The 16,015-nt window shown below is 48.3% G+C and carries 15 protein-coding genes; 9 read left to right on the forward strand and 6 right to left on the reverse strand.

Annotated features, from left to right (window positions below; translation table 11 throughout):
• Window positions 1-438 precede the first annotated feature (438 nt).
• Window positions 439-1,557: a PQQ-dependent sugar dehydrogenase gene (locus HPY27_RS11875; RefSeq protein ID WP_254612880.1), complete on the forward strand. Its 1,119-nt coding sequence runs from the start codon at window positions 439-441 to the stop codon at window positions 1,555-1,557.
• Here the strand turns inward: HPY27_RS11875 and HPY27_RS11880 are convergent.
• From HPY27_RS11880 to HPY27_RS11890, 3 genes are read right to left on the reverse strand one after another with little or no spacing between them, the layout of a single operon-like run.
• Entirely contained in the window at window positions 1,529-2,785 is a 1,257-nt protein-coding gene (locus tag HPY27_RS11880) for an MFS transporter (RefSeq protein ID WP_174225070.1), read from the reverse strand. The two genes, HPY27_RS11875 and HPY27_RS11880, sit on opposite strands and share 29 nt — an antisense overlap.
• A 57-nt stretch (window positions 2,786-2,842) precedes the next feature.
• On the reverse strand, window positions 2,843-3,988 hold the full coding sequence (locus tag HPY27_RS11885) for a winged helix-turn-helix domain-containing protein (protein WP_174225071.1): 1,146 nt from the start codon (window positions 3,986-3,988) through the stop codon (window positions 2,843-2,845).
• Complete coding sequence (locus HPY27_RS11890) at window positions 3,979-5,709, reverse strand: sigma-54 interaction domain-containing protein (RefSeq protein ID WP_017250040.1); 1,731 nt, start codon at window positions 5,707-5,709, stop codon at window positions 3,979-3,981. The genes HPY27_RS11885 and HPY27_RS11890 overlap by 10 nt, the downstream gene beginning before the upstream one ends.
• 201 nt (window positions 5,710-5,910) lie before the next feature.
• Here HPY27_RS11890 and HPY27_RS11895 point away from each other — a divergent pair, with 201 nt between their 5' ends.
• The 7 genes from HPY27_RS11895 (at window position 5,911) to HPY27_RS11925 (ending at window position 13,338) form a co-directional block, all read left to right on the forward strand.
• Window positions 5,911-6,831, forward strand: coding sequence for a proline dehydrogenase family protein (locus tag HPY27_RS11895; protein WP_017250041.1), 921 nt, complete (start codon window positions 5,911-5,913; stop codon window positions 6,829-6,831).
• A 75-nt stretch (window positions 6,832-6,906) separates the two neighbouring features.
• A complete protein-coding gene (locus tag HPY27_RS11900) occupies window positions 6,907-7,836 on the forward strand; it encodes a DNA-3-methyladenine glycosylase family protein (RefSeq protein WP_173622740.1) in 930 nt (309 codons plus the stop codon).
• Window positions 7,837-7,955: 119 nt separating this feature from the next.
• Entirely contained in the window at window positions 7,956-9,290 is a 1,335-nt protein-coding gene (gene brnQ, locus HPY27_RS11905; RefSeq protein WP_174225072.1) for a branched-chain amino acid transport system II carrier protein, read from the forward strand.
• A 195-nt stretch (window positions 9,291-9,485) separates the two neighbouring features.
• Window positions 9,486-10,184, forward strand: a complete 699-nt coding sequence (locus HPY27_RS11910; RefSeq protein WP_174225073.1) for a response regulator transcription factor — start codon at window positions 9,486-9,488, stop codon at window positions 10,182-10,184.
• Window positions 10,184-11,620, forward strand: coding sequence for a sensor histidine kinase (locus HPY27_RS11915; RefSeq protein WP_174225074.1), 1,437 nt, complete (start codon window positions 10,184-10,186; stop codon window positions 11,618-11,620). Before HPY27_RS11910 ends, HPY27_RS11915 begins: the two co-directional genes overlap by 1 nt.
• 155 nt (window positions 11,621-11,775) lie before the next feature.
• The gene (locus tag HPY27_RS11920) at window positions 11,776-12,126 is read left to right on the forward strand and encodes a hypothetical protein (protein WP_174225075.1); all 351 of its coding nucleotides are present in this window, start codon (window positions 11,776-11,778) and stop codon (window positions 12,124-12,126) included.
• Between the two features lie 192 nt (window positions 12,127-12,318).
• The gene (locus HPY27_RS11925; RefSeq protein ID WP_174225076.1) at window positions 12,319-13,338 is read left to right on the forward strand and encodes a S66 family peptidase; all 1,020 of its coding nucleotides are present in this window, start codon (window positions 12,319-12,321) and stop codon (window positions 13,336-13,338) included.
• 65 nt (window positions 13,339-13,403) lie between these two features.
• Here HPY27_RS11925 and HPY27_RS11930 read toward each other — a convergent pair whose 3' ends face one another.
• The 3 genes from HPY27_RS11930 to HPY27_RS11940 form a co-directional block, all read right to left on the reverse strand.
• Entirely contained in the window at window positions 13,404-14,342 is a 939-nt protein-coding gene (locus HPY27_RS11930; protein WP_174225077.1) for a DMT family transporter, read from the reverse strand.
• 146 nt (window positions 14,343-14,488) lie between these two features.
• The gene (locus tag HPY27_RS11935; protein ID WP_017250049.1) at window positions 14,489-15,007 is read right to left on the reverse strand and encodes a GNAT family N-acetyltransferase; all 519 of its coding nucleotides are present in this window, start codon (window positions 15,005-15,007) and stop codon (window positions 14,489-14,491) included.
• Complete coding sequence (locus tag HPY27_RS11940) at window positions 15,004-15,459, reverse strand: DinB family protein (protein WP_174225078.1); 456 nt, start codon at window positions 15,457-15,459, stop codon at window positions 15,004-15,006. Before HPY27_RS11940 ends, HPY27_RS11935 begins: the two co-directional genes overlap by 4 nt.
• Before the next feature lie 141 nt (window positions 15,460-15,600).
• On the opposite strand from HPY27_RS11940, the gene HPY27_RS11945 reads away from it, so the two are divergent.
• Complete coding sequence (locus HPY27_RS11945; RefSeq protein ID WP_017250051.1) at window positions 15,601-16,011, forward strand: acyl-CoA thioesterase; 411 nt, start codon at window positions 15,601-15,603, stop codon at window positions 16,009-16,011.
• The last annotated feature ends 4 nt before the right edge of the window (window positions 16,012-16,015 follow it).

Here is a 16,015-nt window from a genome sequence, read left to right on the forward strand (position 1 = left end):
GGAGTATATCATAAGTGAAGCTGAAAACCCCCGACATTCATTCCTTCGCTGGGTTGGGCTCCAAAGGCGCTTGGACTGGAAATCCGCTTCTTCCTACGCGGCTTCAGTCAACATTTTAAAGGCATAAAAGAGGAAAAAAAGATAAAGAAAAACGGAAAGACTTCTCTGATTAACTACACAAACGTTCTAAAAAAGCTGGACGCCCACCTCAGTTGTGGAAGCACGGTGATATGTTTGGAAGGAGACCGCCCGAACGAAGAGAGGATATAGGCGACTGGAAAACATGTCACCGGGCTTCGGTCCCGGCACAACTGCTGGAGGACATCCAAAACAGATTTTTTCGCAGTGAAAAAAGGATCATAAGCGTACATTCGCGAAGCTTTGTCTAAAATGCTGCCTGGTTCCTACTGGAAAATCGCACAGGGAGGAAAACGTGAGATGTGGAAAAAATGGATGGTGTGTGTTCTTACCTTGATCTTGAGTATGCCGGTTGTGGCCTGTGAGGCGAATCCCGCTCCTGAGTCGCAGCCAGCTCAACAGACTCTTCCATATCGGATGGAGGTAGTGGCTGATCAGTTGGCTGTGCCGTGGGCGATGGATATAGCCTCGGATGGTCGAATCTTTTTCACAGAGCGACCAGGAAGAGTGCGAGTGATCCAGTCAGGCAAGCTGTTGCCGGATCCGCTCATCTCATTCCCTGCCCCGTTCATCAGCGAGGGAGAGGGCGGGCTGTTGGGCCTTGTGCTCGATCCTGATTTTGCGAATAACCACTACTTGTACGTTTACCATACATACAAAGAGGGAGAGGCTACTTTCAATCGTGTTCTGCGACTACGAGAAGCAAACGATGCAGGACAGATTGACAAGGTACTCCTCGATAAAATCCCGGGAAGCTCGATCCACAACGGAGGACGGATCAAAATCGGTCCGGATCAGCGTCTTTATATTACGACAGGCGATGCGCATGAGCCGATGCTTGCGCAAGATCGGGTAAGTCTCGCCGGAAAAATTTTGCGTATCAATCTGGATGGAACCATTCCTGCTGACAATCCTTTTTCCGGCTCACCTGTATACAGCTATGGACATCGCAATCCGCAAGGCATCGCATGGTATCCGGATACAGGAATACTCTACAGCTCGGAGCACGGCCAGACTGCACATGATGAGATTAATCGGATCGAGCCAGGCGCAAATTACGGCTGGCCGGTCATTTCTGGTGAACAGCAAAAAGAGGGGATGAACCCCCCCCTCCTGCAAAGCGGTGATACGACATGGGCTCCTTCTGGCATGACGTTTGTATCCAAAGGGCCGTGGAAAGGACAACTGCTCGTAGCGAACCTCAGGGGTACGCAGCTTCAGAAAATTAGCTTAGACGCTACTCGACCTGATACGGTATTGGAGGCTGCTACTTTGTTCCAAGACGAGTTCGGACGATTGCGCGATGTGGTCGAAGGAAAAGACGGCGCACTCTATTTGTTGACCAACAACCGCGATGGTCGTGGAAATCCGAGAGAAGGGGACGATAAAATTATCCGACTCGTTCCGATCCAGCCGTAGCGGTAGCAACAGCCACGTCTTTTGTTCGTTTCCCCCAAATCCATCGTTGTAAGAGAACAGCGCCTCCACCAATCGTAGCGATTAACATTCCGACCCATAAAAAAGCAGTGTTTGGACCCCAGATGGTCATAATGACGCCACCGAGCAACGGAGCAATAATGAAAGTAGCGCTCGTCAATGAATCGATAATTCCCCTCACACGGCCCAGTGCTTGCGGGGGGCTTTCTTTTTGTACCAGATAATTGGCGCCGACCGAAGTCAGACCTGTTCCGATTCCTGCCAATAAAGCGGGAATCAGCAGCCAATACATGCCAGCACCAGCCTGGAAAAATCCAATCCACGAAAAGCTAATTCCGATGAGCAATACGCCACCGCCCAGCACCCACCCGTAGGAACGCATCTCTTTTAAACGATGTAGCCAGGTGACAGTAACAAGTGCGCCTAATCCAATGACACTGACTGTAAACCCGAGCATTTCCGGATTGTCGGGCAGCTTCTCGCGGAAGATCACGGGAAACTGTGTATCCGCCAATTGAATCGCCAACGAGGTAACGGTTGCGAAGATCGTGCTGAACAACAGGACACGGTTTTGCAAAAAGATCCGCCATCCCTCTTGCCATGCTTGACGGTAAGGGAGAGGCTGCTCTTCTACGGATGTACGAGACAACGTATTCTCCACTTTCCGAATCGTGAACAGAAATCCAGTAGAGAGAAGGAAGGTCGAAGCATTAATCATCAGACAAATGGCAGGTGCAAAAACGGCCGCTACCAATCCTCCGGCAAGTGGACCAATCAATTTCCCCATCTGATATACGGCTCCATTCAAAGCAGAGGCTTGTAACAATTGATTCTCAGGTACGATTTGACGCGTCAAGGTCTGTTGCGCTGGATCATTGAAGACAGAGGCACCTGAACGCAGGGCAATGACCACCAGGAACCAGAGTGGAGTAGGCATGGCAAGTAGGAGCAGAGTGAGAGCAGCCTGAATGATATTCATGGTCATGATCATACGTACCTTGTTCACGCGGTCTGCAAGCACCCCGGCAAACTGCCCGAGCAAAATGCTTGGAGCCGCATAGGCAACCGGCAGGAGAGCCATGGTCATCGGATCAACCTTCCACACAAACCCTAACAGGATGGATACCGCAATAAAATCAAACCAATCGCCAAGCGTAGACAGTCCGTAAGAGATGAACAGTGTGCGAAACGTTCTATTTTCCTTTAACAAAAAAATCCCTCCATCGATCTGTTAAATCGATGATAAAAGGGATTTGTCAGAGGAATATCAGATAGTCGATGGGATGATGGCACGAATCTTTTTCTGCAAGTAGTCAAACTGGTACTCTTCGGATAATTCCGCCCACATTTTCTGGTATTTGCGCTCCCATTCCGAATCGTAGCCGAAGTTTTTTAAGAACAACAAAATCATTTGTACGCCATAAATCAGATGGGGGACGAACTTGGTGCTTCGTACTACTTCCAGACCTTCATCGACCAATCGGCGCGCCTTGGCAATCTCCTGTCGATGGTACAGACAAAGACCGCGCGCAATGGTAAAGCTGCCGAGCTCACGCTGCATAGGGAGTTCTTGCAAGATTTCCTCAGAGCGTTGAATGACTTTCTCAGCTTCGTCACTCTCACCCATGAGTAGATACAGGAGGGCTTCTTCTGCTTGAAAAAAGAGTCGAAAGCCGGGTGAATTGACTCGGTCGATAACCTCTCTAGCAGGTATCAGCTGTTTTTTTGCTCGCTCCCACTCTTTGGCTTGGGCGTAGACACTGATTGCGGTGATCTGTAGCTCATCCTGATAATTTTCAGGCATACTTTTCGCGTTTTTCAGAGCCCATTGTAAAATTTCTACTGTTTTTTGCGAGTCAAGTTCCGTCATATGGTACAAATGGAACATATAAAACAGCTTGTCGGAAATGGGTGTAGCTTTATCCTCTACAAACCAGTTGAAGTCACCGACAACAAATCGCAAAAAGGTAGCGTAAAATGGGTCCATCTGAATGCCCAGTACCTTCTGATGAGTATAAAGGGTCTGCAACGCGGCCCCCATTCCCATACCGTGATAGGTGCTCAGCATTTTATTGATGGTTTCTGAGAAATTGCTGTTCAATATCGTTGGACTAGGTGATTTCTGCTCTTTTAGCGTAAGCCGATAGCCGACTCCTCGGACCGTATCAATCGTGAGCAGATGCGACCACTTTTGTAATTTTTTCCGCAAGCGGTAAATGTGATCGTCGACAGTACGGTCAGTAGGCTCTTCCAGCGGCCAGACGCGATCCAGCAAATCACTCCTTGAAAAGGACCGATTTTTCCACGTGTACAGAAATTGAAACAAGGCGTATTCCTTCGGCAAAAGGACAATCGTTTCCCCGGCATAATGGATTTGATACGTATTATCATCCGACCATGTGATCAATCCCATTTGAAAGACTCCTCGTTTATATTGAACTTCTTCATTTTATTGTAAAGGGTTCCGCGAGATACGCCGAGCAGCTCGGCTGCTGCCTTTTTGTTGCCATACGTGCGCTCCAATGCTGCCAGAATGCGCTCTTTTTCGTTCACAGGTGGAGCAGTGTACGCAATCGACGGACGTAGGATTGACGGCGGCGTCGGAGTCGGCGGCGCATACGTTCCCCCAATCGGTGTGTGCACAGAAACTTGGGTGGGTTCTGCGTGGCTGCGAATGACAGTCGGCAGATGCTCAGGCAATATAACACCGTTTTCTTGCAGGATCGACAGACGTTCGATGACGTTGCGAAGCTGTCGGATGTTCCCAGGCCAATTGTACTCGAACAACGCTTGCATGACCTCGGGAGAGATGCGTGGTACGGAGTGGTCATGGGCCACGGAATACTCATGAATGAAAATTTGCACGAGCTCTGGCAAATCTTCGCGTCGTTCACGCAGCGGCGGGATTTCCAGAGAAAAGACGTTCAGCCGATAATACAAATCCTCGCGAAAACGACCGTCTGCAACCATTTGCTCCAGCTGTCTGTTTGTCGCTGCTACGATCCGTGTGTTAACGGTGATCGGCTCTGTTCCGCCTACGCGGTAAAACTGCCGTTCCTGTAAGGCACGAAGCAGCTTGACCTGCAACTCTAGCGGCAGCTCCCCAATTTCATCGAGGAAAAGCGTCCCGCCATGCGCCAGCTCCAGCTTGCCAGGCTTGCCTTTTTTCTCGGCTCCAGTAAAAGCACCGCCCTGATAGCCAAACAGCTCACTTTCGAACAGCGCAGCAGGAATGGCACCGCAGTTGATCGCGATAAAAGGCTTCTCATGTCGGCGACTTGCCTGATGAATCGCTTTGGCAAACAGTTCCTTCCCGACGCCGCTTTCTCCATAAATCAGTACAGTCGCATCCGTCTGCGCCACTTTTTTTGCGGAACCAATAGCGGATTGTATCGAGGCGGAATGCCCCTTGATTGCATAAAAAGGATCGTCTGCTGCCTGAAACCGACTCATCTCTTGCTGTAAATTGTGGAGATGGGCCGTCGTATGTGCTAATTCTTCATTGAGACGAACCAGCTCAGTAATATCCTGTTCAATGGAAATCGCGCCGATAATTTCACCCTCGCGGCGAATCGGTGCCGCATTAATGAGTACATGACTATCAGGACGAGGAATGTGATAGACACGTTGAACAGATGTCCCTTGACGCAGGGCATCGAGCAGGCGGATCGATTCACTGGCGAAGTGCTCATCGAGAGAAGTTCCGACGACTTGCTCGCGATCGATTTCATAAATGGTTTCTGCTGCCCGATTCCAGTGTTGGACAACGTTGCGGGAGTCCACGATAGTGACGGCCTCACTCATCGTACCCATCAAGGTACTGAGCAGGGCAGACTGGTTTTGGGTCAACACGACAAAGGCAGTCATGAGCTGGTATGGCTCAACCATTCCCGTCGGAGTCCCTTGTTCATCCACGATGACGAGTGTAGGCAGATCGGAAACGCCTGGGCCAGCGAGAATGTGGCTGATGGATTGTTCGAGCGTAGTTGTAGGAGAAACGATGACGACTCTGCCTTTTTGTTCTTTATCAACCCATTCACCTAGGGTTTCACCTGCGCGTATTTTGACCATATCAGGTGGAATCGGAATCGCAAAGAAAGAGAGTGTACTGTCCAACGAAAATAACGGTTTCAAATTGTCACCTCTTATCCAAACTAACAGGAAAAGGGATCGTCCCTGTTGTACATCTAATCAAAAGTGTACAAGAATAAACACGCAATGTACATATGTGTTGAAAGTGTCGTAGAGACATCACGATAGCGCTTACGAGAATAAGTTGGCATGATTCATGCTAGTAGAAGTGGACAGAGTACGTTGAGGAGGAGACAGTCAACGATGGAACAAGCTATGAAGGATTTCTTTCTATTTTTATCTAAAAACAAAACCTTAAATTCTGCCGCGAAAAAGTGGGGTCTGCGCTTTGGAGCGAGTCGCTTTGTATCCGGTCAAACCATTGCGGAGGCAATTAGCGCCGTACGTAAGCTGAATCAGCAAGGTCTCGTGTGCACGCTGGATCATCTGGGCGAATTCGTGTTCAGTGTAGAGGAAGCAAACGAGTCTGCTGACTATTGCATCAAAACGCTGGAAGCGATCCACCAATCCGGTGTCGATTGCAATCTCTCGTTGAAAATGACTTCGCTTGGTCTGGACATCAGTCGTGAGCTCTGCATGAACAACATGAGACGCATTTTGGATTCGGCTAAGAAAAACGGAAACATTTTCGTTCGTATCGACATGGAGGACTATGCACACAATCACGTGACCATGGAGATTCTGAACGAATTACTGCAAGAGTACGACAACGTAGGAACCGTTATTCAGGCGTATCTCTACAAAGCAGCGGATGATATCGACAGCCTGAAGGACAAAAAAGTGAACTTCCGTCTCGTAAAAGGAGCTTACAAGGAGTCTCCTGAAGTCGCTTACCCGAACAAGCCAGATGTAGATGAGAACTACAAGAAAATCATCAAGCAGCATCTGTTGAACGGCGGGTATGCTGCTGTAGCAACCCATGATGACAACATTATTGATTTTGTGAAAAAGCTGGAAAAGGAACACAACATCCCGCGCACACAGTTTGAATTTCAAATGCTGTATGGCATTCGTACGCAGTCCCAAATTGACTTGGCTCGCGAAGGCTATAAAATGCGTGTTTATGTACCGTATGGAAACGACTGGTACGGATATTTCATGCGCCGTTTGGCAGAAAGTCCGGCAAACGTAAAATTTGTTCTCAAAGGGATGTTTACGAAATAAGTTTTGCAAAGTATACTTGACACCTTCGGAGGATTCTCCGGAGGTTTTTATTTTATCTGGAAAGGTGAGAGTCTTGTGAATTGTTCGATTATTCCGCTTACTCCCCCGTATTCTTTTGACCGGTTGCTTCGGCGTCTTGAGACACATCCAGATACGCAGATACGTGTGAATAAAGAAAAAAATAGCCTAGAGCGCGTCTTTCGTATTGGCTTACGGCCTGTTCTGGTCCATATGCAATTTGTGGGTAGCTTGGAAGAACCCGTATTGCACTACGAGACACAGGCGATTTTGTCCACGACAGACCAGCAGCTGCTAGAAAAAATGATCCGCCGTACTTTTAGTGCCGATTTGGATCTATCCGTTATTTACGAGCAAATGAGGGCGGAAAAGGAACTCGCCATTCTGACCGAGCGGTTTCGTGGTCTTCGTCTTATGCTGGATGCAGATTTATTTCAGTGTATGGTCAAGACCATTATCGGGCAGCAGATCAATCTGACCTTTGCAGCCAATTTGACCGAAAGGCTGGTGACACTGGCAGGTGACCCAGTAGAAAACCCAAACGGCGAGGGCCTCATCGCTTTTCCGACTCCTGACGCGGTAGCGAGATTGACTGTAGAGGATTTGCGTACACTGCAATTTAGTCAGCGAAAAGCAGAGTATATTATCGATTTCGCCCGTGCCATTGTGAATGAAACGGTAGATTTGGAAAGACTATGGACAATGGGTGACGAGGAAATCATTACGTACCTCACTTCGCTGCGAGGAATTGGACGGTGGACAGTAGAGTGCCTTCTCATGTTTGGGATGGGGCGTCCAGACTTGTTGCCGGCTGCTGACATCGGTTTGCGAAATGGAATTGTTCACCTCTATGGAATGAATTCGAAGCCAAATGAAAACGATATTCGCAAGATAGGGGAAAAGTGGGCTCCATGGCGTAGTATCTATTGTCTGTACGTATGGGAAGCAGTGGGGGCGATCAAGAGAAAAGAGGTATTTGACCTGTAAAAACTTTCATTTTTAACAAAAGTTCAATAATTTTAAAAAATTAAAGGTTGAATAGTGAGTTAATTTTAAGTTATACTAATGAAAATTTTATTTTATTAAACAATATTGAGAGGATTCATATGAAAGAACTTTCAACGAAAGAAACAATTACAATTGGTTTGATGCTGTTTGCCCTATTCTTTGGAGCAGGGAACATGATTTTTCCGCCAGCTCTAGGACAAGCTGCAGGAGATAATGTTTGGATCGCGATGGCTGGCTTTTTGATTACTGGTGTAGGTCTGCCTTTACTGGGAATCATTGCGGTAGGCTTGGCTGGTGGTAATTTGCAGACGATGGCGTCAAGAGTCCATCCAATGTTTGCAGTTGTGTTCACCTTTATTGTGTATCTGTCGATTGGTCCATTCATGGCGATTCCGCGGACAGGTACAGTAACCTTTGAGATGGGCGTGTTGCCGTATTTGCCTGAATCCATGAAAGGCAGTTGGGTACCGCTTTTTGTGACCACGATCGTCTATTTTGCCATCACCTTCTGGTTGAGTCTGAACCCGAGCAAGCTGGTGGATCGAATCGGTAAAATCTTAACACCTGCTCTTTTGATCATTATTGGTCTGATGTTTGTCAAATCACTCATTTCGCCTTTGGGTGAGGTAGGACAGCCGACAGGCGCCTATCAGGATACAGCATTTTTCAAAGGATTTATCGAAGGCTATCTGACGCTAGATGCGTTGGCTGCGATGGTATTTGGTCTGGTAGTAACATCGGCTGTTCAGGATAGAGGTATCATCGATCGCAAAAAAGTGATGTGGTCCACGATCAAAGCCGGAATCCTCGCCGCTACGGGTCTCGGACTCGTATACCTTGCCCTCAGCTATCTGGGAGCGACGAGTGTTTCGATTGCGAAATCGGCAAACGGCGGTCAGATCTTAACTGGGGTTGTGCTGCAACTGTTCGGTCCATTAGGCTCACTCCTGCTGGGAGCAGCTGTTACGCTTGCTTGCCTCACCACTTCTGTTGGGCTCGTCACAGCGTGCAGTCAATTTTTCTCGAGTCGTATTCCTAGCATTTCCTACAAGAAAATGGCTGTGATCCTGTGTGCGTTCAGTGCTGCGGTAGCAAACGTAGGCTTGACGCAGCTGATTACCTTCTCAGTGCCTGTCTTGATGGCGATTTATCCGCTGGCGATTGTGCTGATGCTGCTGACGTTTTGTGATCGGATGTTCAATGGACATCGTGCTGTATACGTAGGCGCGATCACGGCAACGGCTGTCATCAGTCTGTTGGATGGAGCATCTCAGCTTGGATTGTCTATCGACTATCTGACGCCATTCTTGGAACAATTGCCACTGTACAAAGTAGGAATTGGTTGGCTGGTGCCAGCCTTTGCAGGCGCATTGCTAGGATTGTTGTGGGCTAGCCTCACACGCAGTGTCCCGATTGTAAGAGAAACGAAGTAAAGAATAAAGAGCGGGTGGGCTTTAGGTCCACTCGCTTTTTTCATGTCGCAAACAATTCTTGTCCTGCTTTTACCAGCTGCATAGGACTTCTATCTGTCCACAATACGGGTGATCTATGTTACCATGGAAAAACGTAAATTGTCTGAACGACATGTTTCATTCTATGTCGTTTTGAAAGAAGGGAGGTTATTGGCTATGTCCACGATGAAAGTCTTGGTTGCCGATGACGATCCAAACGTACGCGAAATTATTCGCCTTTATTTTGAAAAACAACAAATCGAGCTCATCTCAGCAACAGATGGAAGAGAAGCTCTTGAGATGATGGAAAAGGAACAGCCGGATGTGGTCATTCTCGATGTCATGATGCCACAAGTGGACGGCTTTGAAGCATGTCGGGAAATCCGCAAGAAGTGGGATACGCCGATTATTATGCTGACGGCAAAGGATGAGGAGTTTGATCGTGTACTCGGCTTGGAGCTCGGAGCGGATGATTACGTAACGAAGCCGTTTAGTCCACGTGAGATCGTTGCTCGTATCCGCGCGATTATGCGCAGATTGCAGCCAAAGCCAAGAGTAGAAGATGAGGCAGTGCTTCGGACCTTTACTTTTGATCAATTGACGATTGACCTGGATAAACGAGAAGTAATCGTTGCCGGGGAAAAAGTGAGCTTTCGCCCGAAGGAGTTTGATCTGCTAGTTCAACTTGTCAAATCTCCGGGAAGTGTATGGTCACGGGAGCAATTGCTGGAACAAGTGTGGGGCTTCGATTATTTTGGCGATGTTCGAACGATCGATGTTCATATTAAAAAGATCAGACAGCGTTTAGATAAGCTCCCTTATGAATGCATTCAAACAGTTTGGGGGATCGGCTATAAGTTTGGGGTGGATAACTGATGCTAGGCATGTCGAAAAGTATCTATCGCAGACTGCTGGTCAGCTTTTTGGCTACCGTTTTGGTGGGGCTGGGGATTACCGGTATCGTTCTCTCCTTTTTTACGAAGGAGTACATCTACAATGCCAAGGAAGAAGAGCTTTTGCGGATGGCGAAAAAAGTGAATGCCGCTATCCATAACAGTAATGAAGTAAACAAACAGCTCTTGGACAAGCTGGCGATGCTGGACGAGTCATTTGATACCCGCATCTGGTTATTTGATTCGAAAGGAAAAATCGTCGCGACTTCGATGAAGGATGAGATGCTTACGGGCAAGTCCGTGGCAGTTTCCATCGCGGGTAACGTGCTTCACGGAAAAAGCGCGGTAACCGAGCTGCAAATCGAAGGTCTGGATGACCCGATGCTGTCGGTCTCCGTCCCGTGGGGCGAGGGCGAAAACGTTTATGGCGGAATTATTTTGCATGCGCCGATTGAAGGAATTGAGAAAACCTTTGGTCAAATGCGCGAGTCGATTCTGTGGGCGACATTGTTTGGGGTGCTTCTTTCTACGATCATGGTTTCGTATTTGTCATGGTCAATCTCCCGCCCATTGCGAACCATTGAGAGAACAGCGGCTGAAATTGGTCGCGGGAATTATGCAGAGCGCGTTCAGGTCGATACGTCTGACGAGATCAGCGACTTGGCGCAAACGATCAATACAATGGCACAGAAGCTGGAAAAGGTAGAGCAGGAGCGTCATCATCTGGAGCAAGTGCGCAATGATTTTTTGGCGAATGTCTCCCATGAATTGCGGACGCCTCTCACCGCGATCCAAGGTTTTCTCGAGGCGTTGCAAGACGGCTTGGTAGAAGAAGAAGAGGCTCGACAGAAGTATTACGCTGTGATGTACACCGAAACGATGCAAGTGAATCGCTTGGTGGATGACCTGATGGACTTGATGAAGCTGGAGAACAACGAAGTAAATCTGGCCAAATTCCCTGTCGATGTGGCAGATGTCATGAATCGGGTTGCTTTTTCCTTCCATCAAGAAGCAGAGGAAAAAGGGCTTCGCATGGGAGTAGAGGTAGAGGACGAGCTTCCGCGAATTTATGCTGACAAGGACCGGCTCGCGCAAATTCTGAAAAATCTGGTGAAGAATGCGCTCAAGTTTACGACTACAGGTGAAATTCGCATGCGTGCTTCGCTGGAAGAGGAATACGTACAGATTCAAGTGATCGATACAGGGATGGGGATTGCCGCAGATGACCTGGATCGCATCTGGGAACGTTTTTTCAAAGTGGATCGGGGACGTTCCAAGAACAATAAAGGGACAGGACTTGGACTCGCCATTGTAAAAGAGCTGGTAGAACTGCATGATGGCAAATGTAGAGTAGAGAGCACGCCTGGGAAAGGCAGTACTTTTACGATATGGCTTCCAAGGATTAAGCCGGAGAACTAAAGCATGATCCACTCCAAATGATCATGGTCATACTTTTTTCATATTTTGATCATCGTTTTTTCCCACTTTCCTTACAGAATGGTTATCTTTGTCCGTTACGATATAGGTGTGACAGCGAGAAGGTCACGAAGCCAAGGAATGAAAGGGGAATGAACATGAACAAAAAATGGTTCTCCATTGCCACTGTCGCATTACTCCTGTCTGGCAGCTTGGTTGCCTGCTCTGACACAACAGGAACACCTGAACCGGCGACACAATCAGAGGGCACGACAAGCGAAACCGCTCCGGGGTCCTCCACTACTGATAGCGGACAATCGACCGATAGCTCGGTTTCGCAAGATCAGTCTACAACGGATGCCTCTGCGGACAAAGGTTCGTCTACGGAAGCACCTGCGACAGATGCCAATTCTGATGCAGGTACCAGCACTGGATCGCCTGGTGCTGCGGGAACTGACAACAGCGGTTCCACTGGACAGGCTGCAACGACTGACGCCAGCAAGAAGTAATCATTCACGAACTCGAAACACGTTCGTTTGAACTCCTCTACTTCCCTCCCGTTTTATATAACTTGATGACGGCCATAGGTCGTCTTTTTTTTGTCTAAGAAAAGTAGTCGTAGTGATGAGAGCCTGGAAGATACTTTGGTGGTATGTGGTATGATTATCCAAAATCATACAGAGCGAGCGGGAGGGAGCAGCATGATCATGTATCCATCGTTAAAAAAGGGCGCAACTATAGGGGTAACTGCGCCATCATCTGGTGTACCAGCGTATTTGCATGAACTAATCAGGCTGGCATGCAGTCGTATGGAGAGCAGGGGGTATTCCATCGTTTGCAAAGATACAGTCTGGACTCAGGAAAAAGCCAAGTCAGCTCCTGCCACAAAACGCGCAGCCGAATTGAACTCCCTGATGCAAGAGGAAGACGTCGATATCATCATCCCTCCCTGGGGTGGCGAGCTGCTGATTGAGATTTTAGACAAGCTTGATTTTCAGTCCATGCAACCAAAATGGGTGTTAGGCTATTCAGATGTGAGTGTGCTGTTGCTCGCGATTACATTAAAAACGGGGATGGCTACGGCCCATGGGACGAATCTGGTGGATTTGCGTGGAGCAGATATGGATGAGACGACCGCCATGTGGGAAACGGTTCTGTCAATGAAAGAGGGCGAGTCTGTGTTGCAGTACTCTTCCCCGATGTATCAAAAGGAATGGCAGCATACGAATCCTTCGCCGCATATCTTTCACCTGACAGAACCGACTGTATGGAAAACTACAGAGACTACTCCCCACGTAAACATGCAGGGCCGGCTACTTGGCGGCTGTATCGATACCATTCGGCATGTGATCGGCACACCGTATGGGGACGTGCAAACGTTTCAAAAAGAACAGATCGGGAATGAAGCGATCATCTGGTATTTGGAAAACTGTGAGCTTTCTACGACCGATCTGCGCAGATCATTGGTACAGATGAAGCTGGCCGGATGGTTCGATCATTGTGCGGGGATCATGTTTGGGCGCAGTCCAGCGAATCAGGCGGTCGACGGCTATACCGTGGAAGACGTCTATCAGGAGTTGGCTGCTGAGCTGCAAGTTCCTGTCCTCTACGATGTAGATTGCGGGCATATACCGCCACAAATCACGTTTATTAATGGCGCCTTTGCTGAAGTGGAGTTGTCTTTCGAAAAAGGAAGCGTCCGGCAATATTTTCGTCCATAAGCATAAGAAAACGAGGGCTTCCCAACGAATGGGAAGTCCTCGTAGCATGTAAGCATACATGATTTTTAGCCTTGCTTCTCGTTGTAATGGGGGAGAGGATGTTCCTTCGTCGATTCACGTGTTCGCAGAGTGGACAAGGCGACACCAAGGAAAATAAATGCGCCGCCAGCGAAAAAGCCAACACCCAAATGTTCATGTAGCAACAGCCAGCCTAAACATGCACCGACAATGGGCTGAACAAAAAAGAACCCAGCCCCACTCCCTGCGGGCATCAGCTCGAAGCCTTTGTTCCACAAATAAAAAGCACCTGCGGTAGAAATCACCCCGATATAGAGAACGCCTGCCCAGATGTCCCAACCAAATTGCCAGGAGACAGGCGTGACAGACAGCTCCCAAAACATGAGCGGACTCGTAAAGATGATGCCAAACAATGCTACGTAGGTAGTGACTAACAGGGACGAATAGCGTTGCGTTGCCTTTTTGCTGAGAACGGTATACAATCCCCAGCTAATCGCTGCTACGAGCAAAATCAGGTTGCCTGTCAGGGAAGACTGGGCGTCAGCTTGATCTGGAACACCGATGACGATGATCACACCAATCGTCGCTAACAAAATACCCGCTGCCTGCTTCAAATGGATGAGCTCCTTTAGTAGCCAGACCGCAAAAATGGCAATAAAGGCAGGCGATGCGGAGGTAATCAATGCACCCATGTGGGCAGTAGACAGCTTGGTACCAAGAAATTGCGCGGCGATTGAGATCGTGACCCCGACGAATGCGATGGCCATCAGTAGAGGATAATCCTTTTTCGCGACACGCTCCTTGTGAGCAACGGTAAATGCCCCCAACACGACTAAAGCAATGCAAAAGCGAAAAATCAATAGCGTGAACGGTGGAATCACTTCCAACACGACCTTGCTGACTACATAAACACCGCCCCAGATCGCTGCGGCGAGCGTTAGGCAGACAGCACCCAAAAACATTTGCTTCCATTGTGATTGTGACATAACAGGTCCCTCCCGGAATAATGAATCAATCATTCGAGCGTTATTCCGTAGCCGGGAGGCAGTAAGAGAACCGCTTCCTCACCGACTAGGAGAGGAGGGTGGGCACATCATTTTCAAAAAGGCGACGGTTCATATATTTCACCTCCTTACTTTGTAGGGGTTAGCCACTTGGCTACCAGCAGCACCGGTTGTGTCAGACGACCGACTGGTGCCTCCACCTGACGATACTGCTCATAGCCAAGCCGCCCCCAGAAAAGAAGAGTGGGTTCATTATGCGCAATGACACCGTGATGAACATGCTGACTGCCATGTTGGATGCAGTAGTCTTCTATGAGCGCCACTGCCTCTTTTCCAAAGCCCTGCTGCTGATAGTCGGCATGCAGTAGCAAGAGACTAATCCAGCTTTTTGGATCGTTTTCACTGGAGAGGACGATATGGATGACTCCGATGATCGTACCTTCACGAGTAATGGCGAGCCAATGCCCGGAAGGTATGCGTATGGTGGTGTCATATTCGACTTCCAGATCAGCAAGACTTACTGTGCTCATGCCGTTTCGAAGCTGATTGTACTTTGGATTACTGTTGTAGGTGGCGAGTAAGTCGGGTAAGTCCTCGCGCAGCAATTCGCGAATGATGAGCCGCTCACCTGTCAGAATGAGACTCATTGAGGTCCTCCGTACTTGCGGATAAGTCCAATCTGCCCGCCGTGGTAGCCCATATGATAGATCAGACGACCAAGTGCCTGACGGGGAGTCAACGTGGCAATCGGTGCTTCACAGGGGATTTCCCACGCGTCTTTTGGCAGGGTAGCCAGAGAATCCAGCAAGTGGTGGTAGGCAGCCTCTTTGAAAGCAAGCAAGGCAGACAAGTCGGTAAAATTTCCTTCATCCTTTACAGGTCCAATTGTAGTGAGGGTGATTTCGGACGGGATTGCTCTGCCGAAAAACATCATACAGAATCGATATTCAACTTCCGCGATGTGATGAATCAAAAATCCGATAGAATTGGAGCCCGGAGCCAGCTTCCAGCCAAGCTCGGCTTCATTCAAATGGACGAGTGCATCCTGATACCGAGAGCGAGCTGTTTGCAAGGTCGGCAATAGTTCTTGTTCGAACATCCAATCTTCCTTTCTAGTGGTTTATTTTTATTATAGGAAAAAGATCAGGAAAGAACAGCATGATCATTCGGAATATTTTGAATGAATGTTCACTCAGCTAGCTGAATTCGTTATACTGAAGAAAAACAAGGAGTGAGAACGATGGCTCATCGCTATAATTTAACTGTGCGTTCTACTGATATTGATGTAATCGGACATGTAAACAATGCTAAGTATTTAGAGTACATGGAGTGGGCGCGTTTTGAGTGGATATGGGAGCAAGGATTTACACTGGATGAATTGAGGCGACGGGCCATCATGCCGGTAGTGGTCAATATAAATATTAACTACCGCAAAGAGTTGAAGATGCGTGAAGAGGTAACGGCGCTTACTACGGTGATCAAGGTGGGTGAAAAAAGCTTCGTCATCCGCCAGGAGCTGTACAACGCTGCAGAGGTATTAGTGGCGGACGCCGATGTGACAATGGTCATGATCGATGCGAATACACGCCAGTCTATTTCTTTGCCAGTTGAGTTGAAAGAGACACTGCTTGTGGAATTGCCTAAAAGCTAAAGGC

Origin of the sequence: Brevibacillus sp. HB1.1, from assembly GCF_013332445.1 — a bacterium.
Taxonomy (GTDB): Bacteria; Bacillota; Bacilli; order Brevibacillales; family Brevibacillaceae; genus Brevibacillus; species Brevibacillus porteri.

Excerpts from the sequence above, each read along its gene's own strand:
- HPY27_RS11875 (WP_254612880.1), top strand. The coding sequence starts at position 439 with ATGTGGAAAAAATGGATGGTGTGTGTTCTTACCTTGATCTTGAGTATG.
- HPY27_RS11885 (WP_174225071.1), bottom strand. The coding sequence starts at position 3,988 with ATGGGATTGATCACATGGTCGGATGATAATACGTATCAAATCCATTAT.
- HPY27_RS11895 (WP_017250041.1), top strand. The coding sequence starts at position 5,911 with ATGGAACAAGCTATGAAGGATTTCTTTCTATTTTTATCTAAAAACAAA.
- brnQ (WP_174225072.1), top strand. The coding sequence starts at position 7,956 with ATGAAAGAACTTTCAACGAAAGAAACAATTACAATTGGTTTGATGCTG.
- HPY27_RS11910 (WP_174225073.1), top strand. The coding sequence starts at position 9,486 with ATGTCCACGATGAAAGTCTTGGTTGCCGATGACGATCCAAACGTACGC.
- HPY27_RS11915 (WP_174225074.1), top strand. The coding sequence starts at position 10,184 with ATGCTAGGCATGTCGAAAAGTATCTATCGCAGACTGCTGGTCAGCTTT.
- HPY27_RS11920 (WP_174225075.1), top strand. The coding sequence starts at position 11,776 with ATGAACAAAAAATGGTTCTCCATTGCCACTGTCGCATTACTCCTGTCT.
- HPY27_RS11925 (WP_174225076.1), top strand. The coding sequence starts at position 12,319 with ATGATCATGTATCCATCGTTAAAAAAGGGCGCAACTATAGGGGTAACT.
- HPY27_RS11930 (WP_174225077.1), bottom strand. The coding sequence starts at position 14,342 with ATGTCACAATCACAATGGAAGCAAATGTTTTTGGGTGCTGTCTGCCTA.
- HPY27_RS11935 (WP_017250049.1), bottom strand. The coding sequence starts at position 15,007 with ATGAGTCTCATTCTGACAGGTGAGCGGCTCATCATTCGCGAATTGCTG.
- HPY27_RS11940 (WP_174225078.1), bottom strand. The coding sequence starts at position 15,459 with ATGTTCGAACAAGAACTATTGCCGACCTTGCAAACAGCTCGCTCTCGG.
- HPY27_RS11945 (WP_017250051.1), top strand. The coding sequence starts at position 15,601 with ATGGCTCATCGCTATAATTTAACTGTGCGTTCTACTGATATTGATGTA.